The following is a 23884-nucleotide window of genomic DNA, read 5'->3' as shown; positions in this document are numbered from 1 at the left end:
TCAGGCGTCGCGGTCCGCAGCGGCCGACGGCGGTGCCGCCAGGAACGCCGGGGCCGTCAGGCCGGCCTCGGCGAACGCGACAGCCACGGCCGCCGCCACGGCTTCGACCTCGGCCGCCCGGACCAGCGCGATCGTCGAGCCGCCGAAGCCGCCGCCGGTCATGCGCGCGCCGATGGCGCCTGCCGCGACGGACGTGTCGACGGCGAGGTCGGTCTCGCGGACGGTGACCTCGTAGTCGTCCCGCAGCGAGGCGTGCGAGGCGTTCATGAGCTCGCCGGCGCGCGCGACGACCGCCTCGTCCGGCACGCCGCCGGAGCCCAGGCCGTCGTGCACCAGGTCGGCGAGCTCGGCCGTGCGCGCGATCTCCGTGACCACGTGCCGCACGCGGCGGCGCAGGCTGTCCTCGACGTCGTACGGCGCGAGCTCGGCGAGCGCCGCGTCCAGGTCCGACGGCGTGACCTCGCGCAGCGAGGCGACGCCGAGGTGGCTCGCGGCCGTCTCGCACGAGGCCCGGCGGTCGGCGTACTGACCGTCGACCAGCTGGTGGGGCGCGCGCGTGTCGATCACCAGCAGGTTCAGGCCCGCGGCGGCGAGGTCGAACGGCACGTGCCGGGCGAAGTCCGACGCCGCCAGGCCGGGCCGGAAGTCGAGCAGCAGCGACTGGCCCTCGGTGCACAGCATCGAGGCGGACTGGTCGAGCCCGCCCGTCGGTGCGCCCGCGATCTCGTTCTCCGCGCGGCGGGCGGCGGCCACGAGCTGGGCCCTCCCCGCGTCGTCGCCGCCGAGCCCGAGGCCGAACACGTCGTCGAGCGCGACGGCGAAGGCGCACTCGATGGCCGCGGAGCTGGAGAGCGAGGCGCCGAACGGCACGCACGAGTCGATGACGGCGTCGAAGCCGTGGACGTCGTGGCCGGCCTGGCGCAGCGCCCACGCGACGCCGGCGACGTACGCGCCCCAGCCGCGCACGGTGCCAGGGTGGACGTCGGCGAGGCGCACGGTCCACGGCTCGTCGGTCTGCGCAGAGGCGATGCGAACGACGTCGTCCTCCCGCCGGCGCAGCGCGACGTAGGTGCGGTGCGGCAAGGCCGTGGGCAGGCAGAGGCCGGCGTTGTAGTCGGTGTGCTCGCCGATGATGTTGACGCGGCCGGGAGCCGACCAGACGCCGTCGGGCGTGCCAGGGACTGGGCCGACCTCACCGTCGTCGTGGAAGGTGCGGGCGAACAGCCCGCGGGCGCGCCGGGCGCCCTCGTCGCGGGTCCAGGCGGGCAGCCACTGCGGCTCGGACATGAGTCTTCCTCGTCTCATGGGGCGGGGATCAGGGTGGGGCGGTCAGCGCGCGACGGGGCTGACGCCCAGCCGCATGCCCGCCAGGCCGCGCTTGCGCGCTGCCAGCGAGCGGGCGACGTCGCGGAGCACGGCGGCGCCGGGGGAATCGGGGTCCCGCAGGACGACGGGTGTGCCTTCGTCGCCGGCCTCGCGGACGGCCGGGTCGAGCGGCACCTGGCCCAGGAGCGGCACGTCCTTGCCGAGCGCCGCGCCGAGCGACGCGGCGACGCGCTCGCCGCCGCCGCTGCCAAAGACCTCGAGCCGCGTGCCGTCGGGCTGCTCGAGCCACGACATGTTCTCGATGACGCCGACCACGCCCTGGTGGGTCTGCAGCGAGATCGAGCCGGCACGCTCGGCCACCTCGGCGGCGGCGGCCTGGGGCGTCGTCACGACGATGATCTCGGACCCGGGCAGGAGCTGCGCCACCGAGATGGCGATGTCGCCGGTCCCGGGCGGAAGGTCGAGCAGCAGCACGTCGAGGTCGCCCCAGAAGACGTCCGCGAGGAACTGCTCGAGCGCGCGGTGCAGCATCGGCCCGCGCCACACGACGGGCTGCCCGGCCGGCACGAACATGCCGATGGACACCACCTTGACGCCGTGCTCGATGGGCGGCAGCAGCATCGAGTCCACGCGGGTGGGCTGCCGGTCGACGCCCAGCATGCGCGGGATCGAGAAGCCGTAGATGTCGGCGTCGAGCACGCCCACGTTCAGCCCCTCGGCGGCGAGCGCGACGGCGAGGTTCGACGTGACCGACGACTTGCCGACGCCGCCCTTGCCGGACGCGATCGCGTACACCTTGGTGAGCGAGCCGGGCTGGGAGAACGGGATGACCGGGTCGCCGTTGCCGCCGCGCAGGCGGGACCGCAGCGACGCGCGCTGCTCGGGCGTCATGACGCCCAGGTCGACGTCCACGGACGCGACGCCGTCGAGCGACTGCACCGCGGACGTCACGTCCCGCACGATCGTCGACTGCAGCGGGCAGCCCGCGACGGTGAGGTCCACCCCGACGCGGACCCGGGCGGCGCCGTCGTCGGAGGCCTCGACGTCCACCGAGCGCACCATGTCCAGCTCGGTGATGGGACGACGGATCTCGGGGTCGACGACGGTGGTGAGGGCCTCGCGGACCCTGTCGGCGAGCGTGGTCATACCGCGATCCTACGGTGCGGCCGCACGGCCGGTGGCAGGGGGGCCGACGGTGCGCCCGGGCTCGTCCCGGCCGGTCTCGCGCTGCTCCTCGAGCTCCTCGAGGAGGTTGCGGATCTCGCCGCGCACGAAGTCGCGCGTGGCCACCTCGGACAGTGCCAGCCGCAGCGACGCCATCTCGCGGGCCAGGTACTCGGTGTCGGCAAGGTTGCGCTCGGCGCGCTGGCGGTCCTGCTCGGCCGTGACGCGGTCGCGGTCGTCCTGCCGGTTCTGCGCGAGCAGGATGAGGGGCGCGGCGTAGCTCGCCTGGAGCGACAGCACCAGGGTCAGCGCCGTGAAGCCGTTCTCCGCCTTGTCGAACCGCAGAGCCTGCGGGGCCCACGAGTTCCACGCGATCCAGATCGCGCAGAACAGCGTGAGCCAGATGAGGAACCGCGGTGTCCCGAGGAACCGCGCGATCGCCTCGGTCGCCTTGCCGACGGCGTCCTGGTCCCTCCGGATGCGCGGAAGGAGGCTCCGTCGAGCCTCCTTCGGGGTGTCGAGCCGGTCAGCCACGGGTCACCTCCTGCTCGTCCAGGCTCTCGTCGTGGGACTCGCGCCAGTCGTCCGGCAGCAGGTGGTCGAGGACGTCGTCCACGGACACGGCGCCGAGCAGCCGCTTCTGGTCGTCGAGCACGGGCAGGGCGAGGAGGTCGTACGCGGCCAGGAGGCGCGTGACCCGGCCCAGCGGCGCGTCCGGCGTCAGCCACTCGGTGTCCATGTCCAGCACGGACCCGACGGCGGCGTGCGGGGGCTCGCGCAGCAGCCGCTGGAAGTGCGCGACGCCGAGGAACCGGCCCGTCGGCGTCTCCAGCGGAGGCCGGGCGACGAACACCACGGACGCGAGGGCGGGCGGCAGGTCCTGCTTGCGGATCTGCGCGAGCGCCGCCGCGATCGTCGTCTCCGGGCCCAGCACCACGGGTTCCGTGGTCATCATGCCGCCGGCCGTGTCCTCGTCGTAGGCGAGCAGGCGGCGGACGTCCTCGGCCTCGTCGGGCTCCATGAGCTCCAGCAGGCGGGCGGCCTGCGCGTCGGGGAGCTCGTGCAGGAGGTCGGCGGCGTCGTCGGGCTCCATGGCCTCGAGGACGTCGGCGGCGCGGGCGGTCTCGAGGCCCGACAGGATCGCGACCTGGTCGTCCTCGGGCAGTTCCTCGAGCACGTCGGCGAGGCGCTCGTTGTCGAGGGCGGAAGCGACCTCGAGGCGGCGCGTGCCGCTCAGCTCGTGCAGGACGTCGGCGAGGTCCGCGGGGCGCATGTCCTCGTACGCCTCGAGCAGGGCCGCCGCCCCCTGGCCCTGCGCACCCGTCGCGAGCGTGGACACCGAGTCGATGCCGACGACCATCGTGGGCCCGCGACGGCGGAGCCCGAGGGTGGAGCGCCCGGGCTCCCGACGGCGCACGAAGAGCTGGTCGACGAGCCAGTCGCCGTTGCGCTGGCGGGCGATCGAGACGTCCTCGATGGTGACCTCGCCCGAGCCGTCGCGGAGCGCCACGGTGCGGTCCAGCAGCTCGCCGAGCACCAGCGACTCCATGGCGCGCTGCTCGAAACGCCGCAGGTTGACCAGACCCGTGGAGATGACCTGACCTGCGTCGATAGTGGTCACGCGCGTCATGGGCAGGAACACGCGCCGCCGGCCGGGGACCTCGACGACGAGGCCCACGACCCGGGGCGCGCCCTTGGCGCGGACCAGGACGACGACGTCGCGCACCCGGCCCACCTGATCCCCGATCGGGTCGAAGACCGAAGTCCCGGCAAGGCGTGCGACGAACACACGGGTTCCGGCGCTCACGCAGGTCAGCCTACGCGGGGCAGGTCCGCCCGCCCTGGTGGACGGCGTGTGGTGGTGCTCGGAGTCTTACGACACACTGAGGAAATGAGCTTCAGCCGACCCCAGCCGGTACCCCGCGTGCCCACCCCGCCCCAGGGCGACGAGGTCGCCGCGTACCCCACGTACCTCGAGGCGCAGCAGGCCGTCGACTTCCTCTCCGACCACAAGTTCCCCGTGCAGGGCGTCACGATCGTGGGCACCGACCTGAAGATGGTCGAGCGCGTGACCGGACGCCTCACGTACGGGCGTGTCGCGATCGCCGGCGCCGGCTCGGGCGCCTGGTTCGGCCTCTTCGTCGGCCTGCTGCTCTCGCTGTTCGGCGGCGGCGGAGTGGCCAACGGCGTCGTGTTCATCGGCATCGCGCTCGGTGCCGGGTTCGGCCTGCTGTTCTCCGTGCTCTCGTACGCGCTCACCGGCGGGCGGCGCGACTTCACGTCGCAGTCGCAGATCGTCGCGACGACGTACGCGATCCTGTGCGCGTCGGAGTCGTCCGGCGAGGCGCGCTCGCTGCTGCTGCAGTCCCCGAACGGGCTGGGCAAGTCGCGCTCGGCGGCACAGGGGGTGCCGACGGCGGTGCCGTCCCCGTACGGCGCGCCCACCGCTGCGGCGCCCGCGGCGCCTGCGGCGCCCGCGCCGACCGCGGCCCCGAACCGCGCCCCGGACCCTCGCTGGACCACCCCGACGGGCGAGCCGCGCTACGGCGCGATGCGCCCGACGCCGGGCCCGGCCGCGCCCGCGCAGCCGACCGCTCCGGTCCAGCCGACCACTCCGGTCCAGCCGGCACCGCCGTCCCCGGAGCCGCCGGCGGGCCCTCCGACGCCACCGCCGTCGGACCGGCAGTCGGCGACCCCGTCGGCCGACCCGTACGCGCCCCCGCAGCCCCGGGACCCGAGCCAGCACCCCTGACGGGAGACGGAACTCAGCCGCGCAGCGACCGCATCCACTCCTCCACGGCCGAGGGGTCGCGCGGCAGTGCCGCCGACAGGTTCTCGTTGCCGTCGGCGGTGACGAGGACGTCGTCCTCGATGCGCACACCGATGCCGCGGTACTCCTCGGGCACGGCCAGGTCGTCAGCCTTGAAGTAGAGCCCGGGCTCGATGGTGAACACCATGCCCGGCTCCAGCACGCCCTCCTGGTACAGCTCGCGGCGCGCCTGGGCGCAGTCGTGGACGTCCAGGCCCAGGTGGTGCGAGGTGCCGTGGACCATCCACCGCCGGTGCTGCTGGCCCTCGGGCGTCAGCGCCACCGCGGCGGTCACGCCGGCCGGCAGCAGCCCCCACTCCTCGAGCCGCTCGGCGATCACCTTCATCGCAGCCTCGTGCACGTCGAGGAACCGCGCCCCGGGCCGCGCGGCGGCGAACGCGGCGTCGGCGGCGTCGAGCACGGCCTGGTAGACGCGGCGCTGCACCTCGCTGTAGCTGCCCGTCACCGGGAGCGTGCGCGTGAGGTCCGCGGTGTAGAGCGAGTCGATCTCGACGCCAGCGTCGAGCAGCACCAGGTCGCCCTCGCGCACCTCGCCGTCGTTGGAGATCCAGTGGAGCGTGGTGGCGTGCTCGCCCGAGGCGGCGATGGTCTCGTAGCCGACGGCGTTGCCCTCGAGGCGGGCGTGCGCGTCGAACGTCGTCTCGATGACGCGCTCACCGCGGCGGTGGGCGACGGCGCGCGGCAGTGCGCGCACCACCTCGGCGAACCCCTCGATGGTGCGGTCCACCGCCTCGCGCAGCTGCTCGATCTCGAGGTCGTCCTTGACGAGCCGCAGCTCGCTGGCCGCGCGCACCAGCGCCTCGTCGGTGAGCCCGTCCTCCGCCGCCTCCTCGCCCGCCTCGGCGCGGATCGCCTCGACCAGCGTCTCGACCGTCTCGTCGGCGCCGCTCACGACGAGCAGCACGACGCCGGCGCCGACGTCCTTGGCGAGCGCGTCGCGAAGAGCGTCGACGTGCCGGGCCTCGATGCCCGTGAACGTCGTGACGTCGTCGAGCGACGGGCGTGCGCCCACCCAGAACTCGCCGTAGCGCGAGTCGGCGTAGAACTCCTCGGTGTCGCGCGCCGCGAGCGGGCGCACGTAGAGCTCGGCATGGAAGTCGCCGCCGCCGTCGCCCGTGCCGGCCTCGACCGGGTTCAGCACGAGGACGGCGTCGGGCTCCTGGTCGGTGCCGAGGCCCGTGAGGTGCGCGAACGTCGAGTGCGGGCGGAACCGGTAGTCGGTGTCGTTCGACCGGACCTTCAGCGGCCCCGCCGGGATCACCAGACGCGCGCCTGGGAACTGCTCGGCGAGGCGCGCCCGGCGTGCGGCGGTGAACGGCACGGCGGCCGAGGGCAGCACGCCCAGGTCGGCGCGCGGGGCCCACTGCGCGGTGATGAAGTCGACGAACGCCTGGGAGTGCGGCCGGCTCCGGTGGTCGGTGGCCTTGGCTTCTCCGGCCGGGGCTGGCGTGGTGTTCTCGTCGGTCATTCGCCCAGTCTCGCACCGGGCGGCGGGCGTCAGCCTCGCCCGAAGTCGTGCAGGGCCCGCGTGAGCACGCGGTTGAACGCGTCCGGGGCGTCGGTGTTGACGTCATGGCCGGCGCCCGGCACGACGACGAGCGCCCCCTGATACGCGGCGGCAAGGTGGCGCTGCTCCTCGATCCGCAGGTGGTCGCGCGAGCCGTTGACCAGCCACACCGGCACGCGGGCCGCCCGCAGGTCGGCCACCGAGGAGTGCCCGGCCAGGTGCGTCAGCGCATCCGTGACCACGTGCCACCCCGGGCGGTAGGGCCCGATGGCGGCAGTCCTGCCCAGCAGGGTCGCGACGTCGGCGCCGCCCGGGCGCGAGCCCTTGCCGGCGAACGCAGCGCGCCACCGCGTCGTCGTCGCGCACGCCCGGCGGTGGGCGGCGCTCGCGCCCGCCACCGTGACCCGGGCGACGTCGCGGAACAGCGCGACGGGCTTGCCCTTGGGGTCGGAGCAGCACCCGGCAGCGACGACGCCGGCCAGCCGCCCGGGGCTCGGCGAGGCGCCGGCCTGCAGCAGCGTCGCCTCCCGCGCGGCGTACGCGAGGGACGCGTACCCGCCGAGGCTCAGGCCTACGAGCGCGACCCGGCGGTCAGGGGCGAAGGAGTCGACGGCTTCGTCGATGGCGTCGAACGCGCCCTGCAGGGTGAACCGTTCGGAGCGCCGCTCGCCGTGCGCGGGCAGGTCGACGGCTACGGCGTCGAACCCGCCGTCGTGCACGTGCGCGAGCTGCTGATCCCAGATCGCGGACGACGTCCGCATGCCGTGCACGAAGACGACGGCAGTCTCGGTTCCCATACGACGATCGTCGTCCTCCCGGTGGTGACACGCCCGGGTCGGGCGCTGGCCGAGCGGTGAAGGCTGGTGAAAACCTTGTGACGACTACTGTTGCCCCGTGATCGACCTCCACACCCACTCGACGGCGTCGGACGGTAGGGACGCCCCGGGCCGCGTGGTGGAGGCCGCCGCGGCGGTCGGGCTGACCGTCGTCGCGCTGACGGACCACGACACCACCGCCGGCTGGGCCGAGGCCGCCGAGGCGGCCGCGCGCACCGGCGTCGCCCTGGTACGGGGCGCGGAGATCTCCACGGTGAGCGACCGCGTGAGCGTGCACCTGCTGGCCTACCTGCACGACCCGGCGCACCCGGTGCTGGTCGCCGAGCTCGAGCGCACGCGCGCCTCGCGCCTGACGCGGCTCGAGCGCATGGCGGGCCTGCTCGCCGAGGACTACCCGATCACGTGGGACGACGTGCTGGCGCAGACCGGCCCCGGCGCCACCGTCGGCCGACCGCACCTCGCCGACGCGCTGGTCGCGGCCGGCGTCGTCGCCACGCGCGACGAGGCGTTCGCCACCATGCTGCGGCCAGGCACGCGCTACTACGTCCCGCACAGCGCACCCGACGCCGTCGCCGCCGTCCGCGCGGTGCTCGCGGCGGGCGGCGTCCCGGTGTTCGCGCACCCGGGCGCGTCGCAACGGGGCCGCGTGGTGCCCGAGGAGCGGATCGAGGAGCTCGCGGCCGCCGGCCTCGCGGGGCTCGAGGTGGACCACCGCGACCACGACGAGCCCACCCGAAAACGGCTGCGCGACCTCGCTCGGACGCTCGGGCTGCTCGTCACCGGGTCGAGCGACTACCACGGGGCGGGAAAGCCGAACCGCCTCGGAGAGAACACGACATCGGCCGAGGCGCTTGCGCAGATCGAGGATCAGGGCACCGTCGAGGTGCTCAGACCGTGACCCAGCTCATCGACGTCACCCTGTTCACCGAGGTCTTCGTGACCCTTTTCGTGATCATGGACCCGCCCGGCACGGTCCCCGTGTTCCTCGCGCTGACCTCGCGCATGACGGCCCACCAGCGCAACCGCGCCGCGCGGCAAGCGATCCTCGTCGCGTTCGGCGTGGTCGTGGTGTTCGGCGCGATCGGCCAGCAGGTGCTGCGCTACATGGGCATCTCGCTGCCGGCGCTGCAGGCGTCGGGCGGCCTGCTGCTGCTGTTCGTGGCGATGGAGCTGCTGACCGGCAAGGCCGAGAACCCCGAGCCCGCCAAGGGCGGCTCGGTCAACGTCGCGCTCGTGCCGCTCGGCACGCCGCTGCTCGCGGGGCCCGGTGTCATCGTCGCGACCATGGTGTTCGTCCAGCAGAAGACCGACGCGGCCGACAGCGTCGCGGCGCACTGGGTGGCGATCGTGCTGGGTGTCATCGCGGTGCACGTGTGCACCTACCTGGCGATGCGGTTCGCCAACGTCATCCAGCGGGTGCTGCGGGACTCGGGCGTCACGCTCATCACGCGCATCGCCGGCCTGCTGCTCGCGGCCATCGCGATCCAGATGGTCGCCGACGCCGTGACGGCGTTCGTCCGGGCGGCGTAGCGCAGTCCTGGATGCTGACGGCGGGGCGCCGGCGACCGCCGGGCCCCGCCTTCAGCGGATGGGTCAGGCGACGGCAGCCGGCTCGCGCTCCGGGGCCGCCGCTGCGTCCACGGTGCGCGACGCCGTCGGGACCAGGGCCGCGACGACCGCGGCGACCAGCGCGACGCCCGCGCCGATCACGAGCGCGACGCGGAACCCTCCCAGCGATGGGAAGGTGTAGCCCCCCGTCGTGGCGGTGAGCCTGGCGAGGACGGCGCCCATGACCGCCGCCGAGACCGACGACCCGACCGAGCGCATGATCGAGTTGAAGCCGTTGGCCGCGCCCGTCTCGTGGTGCGGCACCGCGGCCATGATGAGCGCGGGCATCGCGCCGTAGGCCAGGCCGACGCCGGAGCCGCAGAGCAGCGTCACGACCAGCAGCCCCCAGGCCGAGCCGAGCAGGCCCTGCGCCGCGCCGTAGCCGACGGCGATGACCAGGGCGCCGAGCGAGAGCGTCACCTTGGCGCCGAACCGCCCCGTGATCTTGGCGCCGACCGGTGACATGGCCATCATGACCAGGCCTGCCGGAGCCATCCACAGGCCCATCTGGATCATCGACTGGCCGAGCCCGTACCCGGTCGCCGCGGGCAGCTCGAGCAGCTGGGGCACCACGAGCGACTGCGCGTACATGGCGAAGCCCACCAAGAACGAGGCGACGTTCGTCCACAGCACCTGCGGGCGGGCGGTCACGCGCAGGTCGACCAGCGGGTGGTCCTGGCGCAGCTCGAACCAGCCCCACGCGGCGACGATCGCGACGGTCGCCACCAGCAGCCCGACGACGCTCGCCGAGGCCCAGCCCCAGTCGGAGCCCTTCGAGACGGCGAGCAGCAGGCACACGAGCGCGGCACCCAGGCCGAGCGCGCCGACGAAGTCGAACCGCGCCCGCTCCTCGGTGTCGGGCCGCACCGAGGGCACCCAGAGGAAGACGGCGACGGTGATGAGGGCGCTCATCCCCGTGGCGACCCAGAAGAGCACGTGCCAGTCGGCCTTCTCGGCGACGGTGGCGGCGAACGGCAGGCCGAGGGCGCCGCCGATGCCCATCGAGGCGCTCATGAGCGCGATGGACGAGTGCAGGCGAGCGGGCGGCAGCACATCCCTGAGGAGCGAGATGCCGAGCGGGACGATGCCGATGCCGAGGCCCTGCAGGCCGCGGCCGACGACCATCGGCGTGAGCGACGACGACAGCGCGCACACCGCGGAGCCGAGGATCATCGGGACGGTCAGTACCAGCGCGATGCGGCGCTTGCCGTACATGTCGCCGAGCTTCCCGGCGACCGGCGTGGCGACGGCGCCCGTGAGCAGCGTGACGGTGATGACCCAGGAGGCGTTGGACGCGGTGGTGGACAGGAGCTTGGGCAGCTCGGTGATCAGCGGGACGACGAGCGTCTGCATGACGGCCGCGACGATGCCGGCGTAGGCGAGGACGGCGACGATGCGCCCCTCGTGCGTGGCGGGGGAGGGCGTGGGCATGCGTGCACGATACATCGAATATGTATCGTGCATAGTTCATGTCCCATGCACGGCTGCAGGTAGGATCGGTCGATGGTCGACGCCGCCAGACGCATCGAGCTCGAGGTCATGCTGCTGAGCCGGCACGCGTTCCTGAGCGGCCCCCGCTCGCGCGGGCGCGGCAACCGGCTCGACCGCAGCGCCTACGTGCTGCTCACGCGGCTCCAGTCGCAGGGTCCGATGTCCATCCCGGAGCTGCAGGACGCCTTCGGGCTCGACGCGTCGACCCTCCACCGGCAGACGGCCGCGATGCTGCGCTCCGGCGTCGTCGAGCGGATCCCCGATCCCGACGGCGGGATCGCCCGCAAGTTCCGGGTCACGGCCGCGGGCGTCGAGCGGCTCGACGCCGACCGCGAGGACGTGGTCGCCGCACTGCGGAAGGTGGTGAGCGACTGGTCGCGCGAGGAGGCCGACGCGTTCGCCACGGCCATGCGGCGGTTCAACGAGGGCATCGAGAAGCTCGACGGGCGGCCCTGGCCGCGGGCCTGACGGCTGCTACCGGACCGGCTCCAGGACGACGTCGACCGTCGCACCGTCGGCGATCCCCTCGGCCGTGCGGATCGACTTCTTGATCGGGAGCACGTAGCCCTGCTGGGCGTCGCTGGGGAAGACCGACGTCGACCACGTCGTCGCGCCGATCGTGACGTTGACCTTGATGGAGCCGAAGCCGCGCGGCGGCAGGGGCAGCTCGGCGAGCTCGTCGGACAGCTCGGGCGGGACGGTGACGAACCACCAGGAGTCCGTACGCGCCTGCCACTGCCAGAGCGGGGCGGAGAACCGGAGGCGCATGCCGGGGAGGGTATCGCGAGGGTCCGACGGCGCCACACGGTCTCGGGTCGACGTGCGCAAGGGCCGGCCTTCGGCAGCTCGCACTGCCGACGGCCGGCCCTTCTAGCGATGAGGCCCGGGCGCGAGGCGCTTCACGCCCGCGGCCCGTGTGGCGCCGTCAGCCCTCCGACGCGCCACCCGTGGCCGGGCGGCCGCCGCGCGTGCGGCGACGGTTGCGGGAGCGGCTGCTCGACGCACTCTCCCCCTCGCCGGCCGCCGCCGTCGCGGGGGCGTCCGACGACGCGGCGCCCTCGCGGGCCGGGCGCTCGCCCGAGCGGGAGCGGCCACGACCGCCGTCGCGCGAACCGCCGTCGCGCGAACCGCCGTCGCGCGAACCGCCGGAGCGTGCGCCGCCCGAGCGGTCGCCGCTCGACGGGCGCGACGACGTGCGCTTGCCCGTCTCGCCCAGATCCTCGAGCTCCTCGGCGTCCAGGCCCGCGAGCGTGCGCCTCTCCTTGGGCAGCCGGCCCTTGGTGCCCTCGGGGATGCCGAGGTCGCTGAACAGGTGCGGCGAGGTCGAGTAGGTCTCGACCGGCTCCGGGAGGCCCAGCGCTAGCGTCTTGTCGATGAGCGACCAGCGCGGCATGTCGTCCCAGTCGACGAACGTCACCGCGGTGCCCTTGTTGCCCGCGCGGCCGGTGCGGCCGATGCGGTGCAGATAGGTGCGCTCGTCCTCCGGGCACTGGTAGTTGACGACGTGCGTGACGTCGTCGACGTCGATGCCGCGGGCGGCGACGTCGGTGGCGACGAGCACGTCGATGTTCCCGTGACGCAGCGCGCGCAGGGCCTGCTCGCGGGCGCCCTGACCGAGGTCGCCGTGGATGGCGCCTGCGGCGAAGCCGCGGTCGCGCAGCTCGTCGCTCACCTTCGCGGCCGTGCGCTTGGTGCGCGCGAACACGATGGTGCGGCCGCGGCCGTCGGCCTGGAGCAGCTTGGCGAGCACCTCGATCTTGTCGAGCGCGTGGGCCCGGTAGACGAACTGCGTCGTGTTCTTGACGGTCGCGCCCTCGTCGTCGGGGTCGGCCGCGCGGATGTGCGTCGGCTGCGACATGTAACGGCGGGCCATGGACACGACGGGGCCGGGCATCGTCGCGGAGAACAGCATGGTGTGCCGCTTGGCGGGCAGGCGGGACAGGATCTTCTCGACGTCGGGCAGGAAGCCCAGGTCGAGCATCTCGTCGGCCTCGTCGAGCACGATCGTCTCGGCGCGGAGCAGGCTCAGGTGGCCCTGGTTGAGCAGGTCGACCATGCGGCCCGGAGTGCCGACGACGACCTCGGCGCCCCGCTTGAGCTGCTCGACCTGCGGCTCGTAGGCGCGGCCGCCGTAGATCTGGATGACGCGCAGGGACGGGCGGTTGGTCGACGCCGTGGCCAGGTCACCGGCCACCTGCACCGCGAGCTCGCGGGTCGGGGCGACGACGACGGCCTGCGGCTTGCCGGGCGCGACCAGGTCGTCCCACCCGGGCTCGCCCGGCGCGACGACACGGTTGAGCAGCGGCACGCCGAAGCCCAGCGTCTTGCCCGTGCCGGTCTTGGCCTGGCCGATGATGTCGTGGGCCTGCAGGGCCACCGGCAGCGTCATCGCCTGGATGGGGAACGGGTGCGTGATGCCGACGGCGGCGAGCGCCTCGACGATCTCCGGCCTCACGCCGAAGTCGGCGAACGAGACGTCCTGCCGCTGGATGGCAGAGGCCGCGTGGTGGGCCTTGGTGCTGTTGGGGGCGGCGAGCGCGCTCGCGGCGCTCGCGATCTCAGGAGTGGTCACAACTGCCTTCGGTCGGATCATCGGCGCGGCGCGGTGAACGGGCGCGGCACCGGGCGGACGGCAGCCGATCGCGGAAGGGCGTCGCGACGCCGGCGGGAGTCCGCCGGATCGTCGCGGGAGATCTGTGCGGGACGACCGGGCAACCGTGGTACGGGGGCAGTCTACGCGACGGGCTGTGACCGGCCCGTATCCTGACCGAATGAGCCAGCAGCCCGCCGCTCCCGACGCCATGCCCGACGCCGTGTCCGCCGTCGACGCCGGCCCGCTGCTGGAGCTCGCCGGGCTCGCCGCCTACGTGCGCCTGGGGCTCTTCGGCCTGATCGGTGAGCACGTGCTGGACGCCCCGGACCTCGGCGCGGCGCAGCGCATGGTGACGATCGCGCAGCGGGTGGCCGCGCAACAGCAGGCGCTGCTGGCGATCGGCGCGGCGCACGGCGTGGAGCCGGTGGCGCTGATGACGCCGTTCGAGGGGGTGCTCGACTCGTTCGAGGCGCGCACTCACGAGACCACGTGGTGGGAGGGCCTGCTCAAGGGCATCGTCGGCCACGGCGTCCCCAGCGACCTGTGCCGGCTGCTCGCGCGGGGGTTGCCGGCCGAGGGTGCGGCCGCCGTCGGCGACGCGCTCGCGCTCGATCCCGACGGGTACCAGAGCACGACGGCGCTGGTGCGCGCCGCTGCCGAGGCCGACGCGCGCCTGGCCTCGCGGATGGCGCTGTGGAGCCGGCGCGTCGTCGGCGAGTCGCTGTCGCTCTCGCAGGAGCTGCTGGCCACGCGACCGGGCCTCGCGAGGCTCGCGCGGGCGGTGGCCGCTGCCGCATCGCTCGACGGCGAGGCACCCGCCGACCCCGTCGCTTGGGTGCTGAGCGAGCTCACGGCCGAGCACACGCGGCGCATGGACCGCATGGGCCTCGCGGCCTGAGCGCCGAGCGCGGTCCGCTCGTCGAGACCAGGTCTCGACGAGCCAGACCACGCGACGTCGGTCAGAGCGAGCCGAAGCCCACCCGGCGCGTCTCCTCGGGGCCGACCTCGACGTAGCCGATGGCCGACGTCGGCACGACGATGCGGCGACCGCGCGTGTCGGTGAGCTCGAGGACGCTGCCGTCCGCGAGCGCCTTCTTCAGGGTCGCGGTGACCTCGTCGGCGCTGAGGTCTGTCTCCAGGGCAAGCTCGCGCGGCAGGTTCTGCACACCGATCGTGACTTCCACGTTCTCTCCTTCGCAGGCGCGCGTGCGCGCAGGGCTTGCGGATACTCCGGCGTGCCGGAGCCTGGATCGATCCTAGTCAGGGCTGTTTGAGGGAACGGTGCTCCGGGCGGAGGTTTCGCCGAGGGCCGATCCGTGTCGTTCTGACAACGCCGCGGGGCGCGGGGCTGTCGGTGGCCCATGGTCGGATGTGCGGCATGACGATCACCTCCGCGCCCCGGCTCGTGCCTCCGGCACCCGTCGTCGGCCCGGAGGTGGTGCTCGATATCACGCAGCTGGCCGCCCTCGAGGAGGCGCGGACCGCGCCGGCGTTGCTGGTCGCCGGCGCCCCGGGCACCGGGCGCACCACGGTGGCCGCGGCGATCGCGGTCGAGGCAGTGACGTCCTGGGGGCTCGACCCCGGGCGTGTGCTGGTGCTCGCTGCGTCCCGCCGCGCGGCCGCGCGGCTGCGCGACCAGGTCGCGGCGGCGTCGGGACGCACGCTCGGCGCACCGATGGTGCGCACGGCGGCGTCGGCGGCGTTCGCGGTGCTGCGCACGCGCGCCGCAGCGCTCGGGGAGCCGACTCCGACGCTCGTGTCGGGGCCGGAACAGGACCTGGTGCTCGCCGAGCTGCTCGCCGGGCACCTCGAGGGCGAGGGCGCGCCGCTGCTGCTGCCCGACGGGCTGCCCGAGGACGCGCTGGGCCTGCGCGGCCTGCGCCAGGAGCTGCGCGACCTGCTCATGCGCGCGGCCGAGCGCGGCGTCGGGCCGGCGGACCTGGCGGAGCTCGGGAGGGCGCACGCGCGCCCCGAGTGGAGGATGGCCGCCCAGCTCTACGAGGAGTACCTCGACGTCACGGCGCTGCGCCTGGGCACGCCCGACTCCGGCGCACGGTACGACCCGGCCGTCGTCGTCGACGAGGCGGCGCAGTCGCTCGACGCGTGGGAGGACGAGGTGCCGGGCGCCGCGCGGCCGGCGTGGGACCTGGTCGTCGTCGACGACTACCAGGAGGCGACGGTCGCCACCGCGCGGCTGCTGCACGTGCTGCACGACGCCGGGTCGCGGCTGGTCCTCCTCGCCGACCCGGACTCCGCGGTCCAGGGCTTCCGGGGTGCGACGCCGGGGCTCGTCGGGCGGGCCGCGGCGCCCGCGCGGTCGCTCGGCGCGTTCGGGGCCGACGTCGTCGTGCTCGGTTCGGTCTGGCGGCAGACGAAGGACCTGCGCGAGGTCACGCGGGACGTGACGTCGCGGATCCCCACGGTGGGCGGGCCGTTCCAGCGCGGTGCGCTCGCTGCCGCGAGCGACGGGGCGCCCGACGGCGGTGCCCCCGCCGGCGTCGCAGTCGCGGTGCTCGCCGGGGCCGCGCAGGAGGCCGCGTACGTGGCGCGCGAGCTGCGCGCCGAGCACCTGCTTCATGGCACCCCCTGGGAGCGCATGGCGGTGATCGCGCGCTCGGGCGACCGGCTCGCGGCGCTGCGCCGCGACCTCGTCGCAGCGTCGGTCCCGGTGGCGCTGCTCGGATCGGACGTGCCGCTGCGCGAGGAGCCCGCCGTCGCGCCCCTGCTCGCCGCGCTCCGCGTGAGCACCGGCGCGGCGCCGGGCAGCCTCGAGGCGCTGCTCGAGGACCTCGCCGACGGCGGGGCGCCGGACCCGTATCCCCTGCTCGACGCCGACACGGCCGCCGCGCTGCTGACTTCGCCCGTCGGCGGGCTCGACGCCGTCGCGCTGCGCCGCCTGCGCCGGGCCCTGCGGGCCGAGGAGCTCGCGGCGGGCGGCGGGCGCACGTCGGACACGCTGCTGGTCGAGGTGCTGGGCGACCCAGCGCGCTCGGCGACCTTGCCCGGGCCGGTGCGGCGCGGCACGATGGCGGTCGCGCGCGTCCTGGCCGCCGGGCGCGAGGCTGCGGCGGAGCCCGGCGCCACGGCGCAGACCGTGCTGTGGGCCGTGTGGGCCGCGACGGGCCTGGCCGAGCGGTGGCGCGACGCGGCGCTCGCGGGCGGCGCGGCCGGGATGCGCGCGGACCGCGACCTCGACGCCGTGCTCGCGCTGTTCCGGGCGGCCGAGACCTACGTCGACCGCCTGCCGGGTGCGCCCGTCGCCGCGTTCGTCGACTACCTCGCCTCGCAGGACCTTCCCGCGGACTCGCTGGCGGCGTCGGCGTCGGGCGCTCACGCCGTCGAGGCGCTCACGCCCGCAGGCGCGGCCGGGCGCGAGTGGGACGTCGTCGTGGTCGCGGGCGTGCAGGACGGCGTGTGGCCCGACCTGCGCCTGCGCGACTCGCTGCTGGGCTCGCAGGCGCTGGTCGAGCTGCTGGCGGGACGGTCGCAGGACGCGCACGGGCTCGGGCCGGAAGCGCGTCAGCAGGTGCTGGCGGACGAGCTGCGCGCGTTCGTCGTCGCGACGTCGCGAGCGCGGCGACGCCTGCTGGTGACCGCGGTCGAGGACGCCGAGGACGCGCCGAGCGTGTTCTGCGACCTCGTCGTGCCACCCGGCGACGGCGAGGACGAGGCGCGCGACCCGCGTCGCCTCGACGTCGGGGCGCCGCTGGACCTGCGCGGTGTCGTCGCGACGGCCCGGGCTGCGCTCGTGCAGGCGGCGGCATCGGCTCCCTCAGTCACACCTCTTGCACCGTCCGGCGTGCCGTCGCCGGGCTCGACCGCCGGCGGGGCGCGGGCAGCGGCGGCCGCGATGCTGCTTGCCGACCTCGCCGCCGCCGGAGTGCCGGAGGCCGACCCGCGCACCTGGTACGGGGTGGCCGGCGCGTCGAGCGACGCCCGCCTGTGGGGCGAGGACGACGTGGTCCCGGTGTCTCCGTCCAAGGTCGAGACCGTGACGACGTGCGCGCTGCGCTGGGCGTTCGAGAGCGCCGGCGGCACGCCCGCGGACGACACCAGCCAGACGCTCGGGACCCTCGTGCACGCCATCGCCGAGGACCTGCCCATGGGCTCGCTGCACGAGCTCAAGGCCGAGCTCGACCGGCGCTGGCCGCAGCTCGCGCTGCCGCCCGGCTGGCCTGCTCGGCAGCTGCGGCAGCGGGCCGAGCGCATGGTCGAGCGCCTCGCGGACTATCTGGCCGGGGCCGGGGCGCCGCTCGCGATCGAGGCGGAGTTCGAGCTCGAGGTGGGGCGCGCCCGGCTGCGCGGCAAGGTCGACCGGGTCGAGGACGGCGGCGGCGGCGCCGCGATCGTGGCCGATCTCAAGACCGGCCGCAGCGTGCCCACCAAGGAGAAGGCCGCGGAGCATCCTCAGCTCGGCGTGTACCAGCTCGCCGTCGAGAGCGGGGCGCTGGGCCTGCCCGAGGGGACGCGCAGCGCGGGGGCCCGGCTCGTGTACGTCGGCACCGACACCGTGCGGGCCTCGCTGCGCGAGCAGCCCGCGCTCGCCCCCGAACCCGACGGCTCGAGCTGGGCGGGCGCCCTCGTCGAGGGCGCCGCCGACACGATGGCGGCCGCGCGGTTCGCCGCGCACACCAACGACCTGTGCCCCATGTGCCCGGTGCGCAGGTCCTGCCCTCTGCAGCCCGAGGGAAGTGGCGTGGTCGCGTGAGCACCGAGGACGAGCAGCTCGGGTTCGAGCTCCAGCTCGGCGGTATCGGGGCGCCCCTCGACGACTGGTCGGCGCTCGAGCCCGAGCCGGCGGAGGTCGGCACGCCGGCGCCGACGCTCACGGCCCGCGACATCGCGCGGCTCATCGGGCGGCACGCGCCGACGGACGAGCAGGTCGCCGTCATCGAGGCGCCGCTCGAACCGACGCTCGTCGTCGCGGGCGCCGGGTCCGGCAAGACGGAGACCATGGCCGCTCGCGTGGTGTGGCTCATCGCCAACGGGCTGGTCGAGCCCGAGCAGGTGCTCGGCCTGACGTTCACGCGCAAGGCGGCGGGTGAGCTGCAGACCCGCATCACCTCGCGCCTGGCCCAGCTCGCGCGGGCGCGGGGGCGGACGACGTCGCGCGCCGACGCCGCGATCGACCTGCTCGCCCGGCCCACCGTCGCCACGTACAACGCCTACGCCGCGTCGCTGGTGACCGACCACGGGCTGCGGCTCGGCGTCGAGCCCGGGTCGCGGCTGCTGGGCGAGGCCAACCAGTGGCAGCTCGCGAACCAGCTCGTCGAGTCCTGGGACGAGGACCTCGGGACGGACCGCTCCGTGTCGGGCGTCGTCGGGGCCGTCATCGGGCTCTCGGGCGAGCTCGGCGAGCACCTCGTCCCGGTCGACGAGGCGCGGGCGGCGCTCGACGCGATGCTCGAGCGGCTCGAGGCGCTGCCCCTCGGCACGCGCCAGCGGACGCGCGGCGCCGACGTCGAGAAGCTGCTGCGCAGCCTCGCGGAGCGGCGGAGCCTGCTGGACCTCGTCGCCGAGTACCGCCGCCGCAAGCGCACGGCCGACGCCCTCGACTTCGGCGACCAGATCGCGTTCGCGGCCGAGCTCGCGCGGTCGGTGCCGCACGTCGGCGAGGTCGAGCGCACGCGCTTCCGCGTGGTGCTGCTCGACGAGTACCAGGACACGTCGTACGCGCAGGTCGAGCTGCTTGCCGGGCTGTTCGGCGGCGGGCACGCGGTGACGGCCGTGGGCGACCCGCACCAGTCGATCTACGGCTGGCGCGGCGCCTCGGCGTCGGGCCTTGCGAGGTTCCCGGAGCGGTTCCGCCACGCCGACGGCGCCCCCGCCGGCGTGCGCTACCTGTCGACGTCGTGGCGCAACGACGCAGCGGTGCTGGCCGCCGCGAACGTGGCGTCGGCCCCGCTGCGCGAGGGCCTCGCGACCCACGTGCCGCCACTCGACCTGCGGCCCGGCGCCGGCATCGGCGTCGTGACCGCGCACGTGGCCACGACGCTCGAGGAGGAGGCCGAGGCGGTCGCGGAGTGGGTCGCGGAGCGGTGGCGCCCCGGCTCGCACCCTGACGGCCGCGTGACCGGCGCCGTGCTGTGCCGGGCGCGCTCGCAGTTCGCGGCCGTCGAGGTCGCGCTGCGGCGGCGCGGGCTGCCGGTCGAGGTGGTGGGCCTGGGCGGCCTGCTGTCCACGCCGGAGGTGGTCGACGTCGTCGCGCTGCTCGAGGCGGTGCACGACCCGTCGCGCGGCGACTCGCTGCTGCGTCTGCTGACCGGGCCGCGCGTCAACCTCGGCGCGGCCGACCTGCATGCCCTCGGGTCGTGGGCGTACGACCTCGCGCGCGCGGACGACCCGCGGCGAGCGGCCGCGCCCGTGGGGCCGGACGAGGGCGACCCGGTGGTGGAGGGGGACGTTGTCGACCACCGTTCGCTCGTGGACGCCCTCGACGACCTGCCCGCCTTGAGCCGTCCCGCGCGCGACGGGCGGACGCTCAGCGCACCGGGCCACGCCCGGCTGAGCGCACTCGGCCGGGTGCTCCGCGGGCTGCGCGGGCTCACGTACCTGTCCCTGCCGGAGCTCGTGGTGCAGGCCGAGCGTGCCCTCGGGCTCGACGTCGAGGTCGCGACCGCGGACGTCCTCGCCGCCCTCGCGCCCGACGCGGGCGAACGCGTGAGCCGCCGCGGGCGCGAGCACCTCGACGCGTTCCGCGACGTCGCCGCCACGTTCGCGCAGTCGGCCGACGTCGCCACGCTCGGCGCGTTCCTCGCCTGGCTCGGGGTCGCCCAGACCCAGGAGCGCGGCCTCGACATGCCCGTGCGCGAGCCCGACCCGGACGCCGTGCAGGTCATCACCGCGCACGCCGCCAAGGGCCTGGAGTGGGACGTCGTCGCCGTGCCGGGCCTGGTCGACGGCGTGTTCCCGACGATCGCCGAGACGTCGACGGGCCAGCGCACCGACAGCGGCTGGCTCACCGACGCGGGCGCCCTGCCGTACCCACTGCGGGGCGACGCGGCCGACCTGCCCGCGTTCCGCTGGGAGGCTGCTGCGGACACGCGCGAGCTCGAGGCGCGGCGGGTGGAGTTTCGCGCCGCGTGCGGCGAGCACGTGCTCACCGAGGAGCGCCGGCTTGCGTACGTCGCCTTCACGCGCGCCCGCCGGGAATTGCTGCTCGCGGCCCACTGGTGGGGCACGGCCTCGAAGCCGCGCCGCATCTCGCCGTTCCTCACCGAACTCGCCGAGACGGGCCTGGTCAGCACCGGCGGCTGGGCCGCCTTGCCCGAGCCCGAAGACGCCAACCCGCGTGACGCTGCCGAGGTCAGCGCCTCGTGGCCGGCGCCCGACGACGTCGAGGCGGGCTCGCCGCGCGACCTGCTGCGCGCCACGGCGGACCTGGTCCACGCCGCGGCCGCGGCGCGTGGAGACGTCCCGGCAGGCGAGGTCGCCGCCCCGGCCGACGTGCTGCGCGACGCCGCCGGGCACGACGTGGTCGAGCTCGCGCGCATGCTGCTGGCCGAGCGCGACGAGCGCACCGGCCACGAGGTCGAGATGCCCGCGCACGTCTCGGCGTCGGGGCTGGTGCGGCTCGCGACCGACCGCGACGCGTTCGCCCTCCAGCTGCGCCGCCCCGTCCCGGCCCAGCCCACGGTCCATGCACGCCGTGGCACCCGGTTCCACGAGTGGGTCGAGCGGTACTTCACGTCGTCGTCGCTGGTCGACGTCGACGACCTGCCCGGCGCCGACGACGGCGACATGCAGACCGACGCCGACCTGGAGGTGCTGCAGGCGCGGTTCCGCGCGAGCGGGTGGGCGGCCCGCACACCGATCGCCGTCGAGCAGGACGTCGAGACCCCGCTCGCCGGGGTCATGACGCGCTCGCGCATGGACGCCGTCTTCCCGGACCCCGAACGCGGGCCCGGCTCGGTGGTGGTCGTCGACTGGAAGACCGGCCGGCCGCCCGCCGACGACGACGCCCGCGCGGCGCGCGAGGTGCAGCTCGCCGTCTACCGGCTGGCGTGGTCGCGGTGGACGGGTCTGCCGCTGGAGCAGGTGAGCGCGGCGTTCTACTACGTCGGGACGGGGGAGACGGTGCGGCCAGAGCGGCTGCGCACGGAGAACGAGCTGGAGGCGCTGATCGGGGGTGTCTAGCTCTCGGAAGCCGTGACGCCGCGGGAGCCCGGGGCGTGGGACGAGCTGCTTGCCTCCCTCGACAGGGCCGGCACGCGCGTGCAAGGCACCTCGGCGCGTGACCCGCGTCAGGCGGAGTCGTCCTCCCGGGTCGCCTCGTCCAGGTCGGCCAGCATCGCCTCGGCGTCCTCGACCACCTCGGGCAGCCCCTGCCGCACGCCGTGCAGCAGCCAGCGCGCGAGCGCGAGCTCGCCCACGAGCAGCGCGCGGTCGACGAGCCGCGGATCCTGCAGCTCCGTCCGGCGGAGCTGGTAGGCCTCCATGATCGAGTCCACGGACTCGGGCGGGGCCGCGACGAGCAGCCATGCGAGGTCGTCCGCGGGGTCGGCGACGCGTGCGTCGGACCAGCCGGTGATCGCTGCGACCCGACCGCTGGCGACGAGCACCTGGTCGGCGGCGAGGTCGCCGTGCACGACGACGGGCCGGAACCGCCACAGGGCCACGTCCTCGAGCGCTGCCTCCCACCGGCGCAGGAGCGCCGTCGGGACACGGCCCGTCGCGGCGGCCTCGTCGAGCTCGACGAGACGGCGCTCGCGGTAGACCTCGGCGGCGTAGGACGGCAGGCCGCACGCCTCGACCACCGAGGCGGGCAGCTCGTGGACCGCCGCGAGGGTGCGCCCGAGGTCGGCCGCGAGGCCGGGCCCGGGAGAGAGCGTCTCGATGTCGAGCGGCGCCCCGGCGATGTGCTTGTGGACGACGGCGCGGCCGCCCTCGGGCAGCAGCGCCGACCCGGCGACGCGCGGCACGGCGAAGGGCAGCACGCCCGCCTCGTGGTACAGGTGCAGCGCCTCGAGCAGCTCCATCTCGGCCTCGAGCGCGGCGCCGGCCATGGCCGAGCGGGGCGCACGCACCTCCCACTGCGTGCCGTCGGCCGCCGTCACGACGGCGACGTCGTACTCGCCGGGCGCGATCTCGCGACGGACCGAGTGTGCGTCGAGGCCCTGCACGGCGGCCGTGGTGAGCGCGGCGAGGGCGAGGGGGGAGCGAGCCACATGCTCACCGTAGCGGCGGCCTGGGCGCCGCCGTCGCTAGGAGCGGGCGTGTCGGGCCCGACGGCGCCCGCAGCCTCGCCGCGGTGGGCTGCCGCTCGCTGGGCGGCATCCGCGACGGGCGTTCCCGGGGAGCCGCGACGGGCCGGCGCCCCGGCCCGGCCGGGGGCCCACTACCGTCGAACCGTGACCACGCCAGCTCCCGCCGTCCCCGCGCTCGACCTGCCCTTCGCCCGCGCCCGCCACGACCGTGCGGCCGAGCACCGGGACGACCCGGTCCTGCTGTCCCGCCTGCACGCGGACCCTGCGACCCGCGTGCTGGTCCTGCACGGGGACCGCCTCGGCGTCGTCCCCGGCGACCTCGGGACGCGCCTGGCGCTGCTCAGCCCCGGGGGCCTCCCCGCGCCCGCCGACCACAGCCCCACGCCGCCCCCGCGGCCCGATGCGGCGTACGACCCGGCGGACGTGGTGCGCGACACCCCACCCGCCGAGGAGCCGCCACTGTGGCTGTTCCTCGGCGAGCACGACGACGTCCCGTACACCGCGCTCGTCCTGCCGCAGACGGAGTCGGCGCTGGCGGAGCTCGACGGCGTCGCGACCTCCGGCACGCCGGCTGGCCGGCGCTGGGAGATCCTCCGCAACCTCGACGGCCTCGACGACCTCGAGCAGGGGCTCGCCACCCAGGCGGTCGCGCTCGCGAACTGGCACGCCGTGCACGCGTTCTGCCCGCGCTGCGGCGCGCCGACGCACGTGCGCAAGGCGGGCTGGGTGCGGTGGTGCCCGGTGGAGGACCGCGAGCTGTACCCGCGCACCGACCCGGCGGTGATCATGGCGGTGGTGGACGACGCCGACCGCATCCTGCTCGGCCACGCAGCGCACTGGCCCGCGCACCGCTTCTCGACGCTCGCCGGCTTCGTCGAGCCGGGGGAGAGCCTCGAGCAGGCGGTGCGGCGCGAGGTCTCCGAGGAGGTCGGGGTGCACGTCGCCGACGGGCTGGGCGACGTCGTCTACCGCGGGTCGCAGACGTGGCCGTTCCCGGCCTCGCTCATGCTGGGCTTCCGCGCGCACGTGGCCGGCAGCGCGGGCGAGGCGGCGCCCGACGGCGTCGAGCTCACGGCCGCGCGCTGGTTCACGCGCGCCGAGCTCCTCGAGGCGGTGCAGGACGGGGAGGTCGCGCTCCCGACCCGGCTCTCGATCGCCCGGGCGCTCATCGAGGAGTGGTACGGGGCCCCGCTCCCGGGTGCCTAAGGCCATTACAGGGCCGGCGGCAGGACGGCTGCGGGACGCGACGGCGTGAAGGGCACGAGGCTCTTCCTATAGGCTGTAGGCAAGTACCAACCAGCAGAAGGTGGCAGCAGCTCGACG

Annotated in this window: 19 protein-coding genes; 8 read left to right on the top strand and 11 right to left on the bottom strand. The window is 75.2% G+C overall.

Annotated features, from left to right (window positions below; translation table 11 throughout):
• The 4 genes from galK to ACO4JP_RS15730 are packed head-to-tail and all read right to left on the bottom strand — an operon-like array spanning position 1 to position 4297.
• A complete protein-coding gene (galK, locus tag ACO4JP_RS15745) occupies positions 1–1287 on the bottom strand; it encodes a galactokinase (RefSeq protein ID WP_425954922.1) in 1287 nt (428 codons plus the stop codon).
• A gap of 42 nt (positions 1288–1329) precedes the next feature.
• The gene (locus tag ACO4JP_RS15740) at positions 1330–2472 is read right to left on the bottom strand and encodes an Mrp/NBP35 family ATP-binding protein (protein WP_425954921.1); all 1143 of its coding nucleotides are present in this window, start codon (positions 2470–2472) and stop codon (positions 1330–1332) included.
• Between the two features lie 9 nt (positions 2473–2481).
• Positions 2482–3024 carry a DUF1003 domain-containing protein gene (locus tag ACO4JP_RS15735; RefSeq protein ID WP_425954920.1) on the bottom strand — a complete coding sequence of 181 codons (543 nt, stop codon included), beginning with the start codon at positions 3022–3024 and terminating at the stop codon, positions 2482–2484.
• A complete protein-coding gene (locus ACO4JP_RS15730; protein WP_425954919.1) occupies positions 3017–4297 on the bottom strand; it encodes a magnesium transporter MgtE N-terminal domain-containing protein in 1281 nt (426 codons plus the stop codon). Before ACO4JP_RS15730 ends, ACO4JP_RS15735 begins: the two co-directional genes overlap by 8 nt.
• Positions 4298–4381: 84 nt before the next feature.
• Here ACO4JP_RS15730 and ACO4JP_RS15725 point away from each other — a divergent pair, with 84 nt between their 5' ends.
• Positions 4382–5242 carry a general stress protein gene (locus tag ACO4JP_RS15725; protein WP_425954918.1) on the top strand — a complete coding sequence of 287 codons (861 nt, stop codon included), beginning with the start codon at positions 4382–4384 and terminating at the stop codon, positions 5240–5242.
• 13 nt (positions 5243–5255) lie between these two features.
• On the opposite strand, the gene ACO4JP_RS15720 is transcribed toward ACO4JP_RS15725, so the two are convergent.
• Entirely contained in the window at positions 5256–6788 is a 1533-nt protein-coding gene (locus tag ACO4JP_RS15720; RefSeq protein ID WP_425954917.1) for an aminopeptidase P family protein, read from the bottom strand.
• 29 nt (positions 6789–6817) lie between these two features.
• On the bottom strand, positions 6818–7624 hold the full coding sequence (locus tag ACO4JP_RS15715; RefSeq protein ID WP_425954916.1) for an alpha/beta fold hydrolase: 807 nt from the start codon (positions 7622–7624) through the stop codon (positions 6818–6820).
• A 97-nt stretch (positions 7625–7721) separates the two neighbouring features.
• Here ACO4JP_RS15715 and ACO4JP_RS15710 point away from each other — a divergent pair, with 97 nt between their 5' ends.
• Both ACO4JP_RS15710 and ACO4JP_RS15705 read left to right on the top strand, forming a co-directional pair.
• The gene (locus ACO4JP_RS15710; RefSeq protein ID WP_425954915.1) at positions 7722–8561 is read left to right on the top strand and encodes a PHP domain-containing protein; all 840 of its coding nucleotides are present in this window, start codon (positions 7722–7724) and stop codon (positions 8559–8561) included.
• The gene (locus ACO4JP_RS15705; protein ID WP_425954914.1) at positions 8558–9193 is read left to right on the top strand and encodes a MarC family protein; all 636 of its coding nucleotides are present in this window, start codon (positions 8558–8560) and stop codon (positions 9191–9193) included. Before ACO4JP_RS15710 ends, ACO4JP_RS15705 begins: the two co-directional genes overlap by 4 nt.
• Positions 9194–9256: 63 nt before the next feature.
• Here the strand turns inward: ACO4JP_RS15705 and ACO4JP_RS15700 are convergent, their stop codons facing one another.
• Positions 9257–10702, bottom strand: a complete 1446-nt coding sequence (locus ACO4JP_RS15700) for an MFS transporter (protein WP_425954913.1) — start codon at positions 10700–10702, stop codon at positions 9257–9259.
• A 72-nt stretch (positions 10703–10774) separates the two neighbouring features.
• Here ACO4JP_RS15700 and ACO4JP_RS15695 point away from each other — a divergent pair, with 72 nt between their 5' ends.
• Complete coding sequence (locus ACO4JP_RS15695; RefSeq protein WP_425954912.1) at positions 10775–11230, top strand: MarR family winged helix-turn-helix transcriptional regulator; 456 nt, start codon at positions 10775–10777, stop codon at positions 11228–11230.
• Positions 11231–11236: 6 nt separating this feature from the next.
• On the opposite strand, the gene ACO4JP_RS15690 is transcribed toward ACO4JP_RS15695, so the two are convergent.
• Both ACO4JP_RS15690 and ACO4JP_RS15685 read right to left on the bottom strand, forming a co-directional pair.
• On the bottom strand, positions 11237–11530 hold the full coding sequence (locus tag ACO4JP_RS15690) for a DUF1905 domain-containing protein (RefSeq protein ID WP_425954911.1): 294 nt from the start codon (positions 11528–11530) through the stop codon (positions 11237–11239).
• 157 nt (positions 11531–11687) lie between these two features.
• A complete protein-coding gene (locus ACO4JP_RS15685) occupies positions 11688–13355 on the bottom strand; it encodes a DEAD/DEAH box helicase (protein WP_425954910.1) in 1668 nt (555 codons plus the stop codon).
• A 178-nt stretch (positions 13356–13533) separates the two neighbouring features.
• Between ACO4JP_RS15685 and ACO4JP_RS15680 the strand changes: the two genes are divergently transcribed.
• The gene (locus ACO4JP_RS15680; protein WP_425954909.1) at positions 13534–14253 is read left to right on the top strand and encodes a ferritin-like fold-containing protein; all 720 of its coding nucleotides are present in this window, start codon (positions 13534–13536) and stop codon (positions 14251–14253) included.
• 61 nt (positions 14254–14314) lie between these two features.
• Here the strand turns inward: ACO4JP_RS15680 and ACO4JP_RS15675 are convergent, their stop codons facing one another.
• Positions 14315–14539, bottom strand: coding sequence for a DUF3107 domain-containing protein (locus ACO4JP_RS15675; protein ID WP_425954908.1), 225 nt, complete (start codon positions 14537–14539; stop codon positions 14315–14317).
• A 194-nt stretch (positions 14540–14733) separates the two neighbouring features.
• Between ACO4JP_RS15675 and ACO4JP_RS15670 the strand changes: the two genes are divergently transcribed.
• Positions 14734–18063: a PD-(D/E)XK nuclease family protein gene (locus tag ACO4JP_RS15670; protein ID WP_425954907.1), complete on the top strand. Its 3330-nt coding sequence runs from the start codon at positions 14734–14736 to the stop codon at positions 18061–18063.
• Entirely contained in the window at positions 18060–21491 is a 3432-nt protein-coding gene (locus tag ACO4JP_RS15665; protein WP_425954906.1) for a UvrD-helicase domain-containing protein, read from the top strand. The genes ACO4JP_RS15670 and ACO4JP_RS15665 overlap by 4 nt, the downstream gene beginning before the upstream one ends.
• A 107-nt stretch (positions 21492–21598) precedes the next feature.
• On the opposite strand, the gene ACO4JP_RS15660 is transcribed toward ACO4JP_RS15665, so the two are convergent.
• A complete protein-coding gene (locus tag ACO4JP_RS15660) occupies positions 21599–22522 on the bottom strand; it encodes a phosphotransferase (protein ID WP_425954905.1) in 924 nt (307 codons plus the stop codon).
• A gap of 183 nt (positions 22523–22705) precedes the next feature.
• Between ACO4JP_RS15660 and nudC the strand changes: the two genes are divergently transcribed.
• A complete protein-coding gene (nudC, locus tag ACO4JP_RS15655; protein WP_425954904.1) occupies positions 22706–23767 on the top strand; it encodes an NAD(+) diphosphatase in 1062 nt (353 codons plus the stop codon).
• Positions 23768–23884 lie beyond the last annotated feature (117 nt).

The organism is Xylanimonas sp. McL0601 (genome assembly GCF_049852175.1).
Taxonomy (GTDB): Bacteria; Actinomycetota; Actinomycetes; order Actinomycetales; family Cellulomonadaceae; genus Xylanimonas.
The sequence above is the reverse complement of the archived record's forward strand: the minus strand, read 5'-3'. Positions and strand labels throughout refer to the sequence as shown.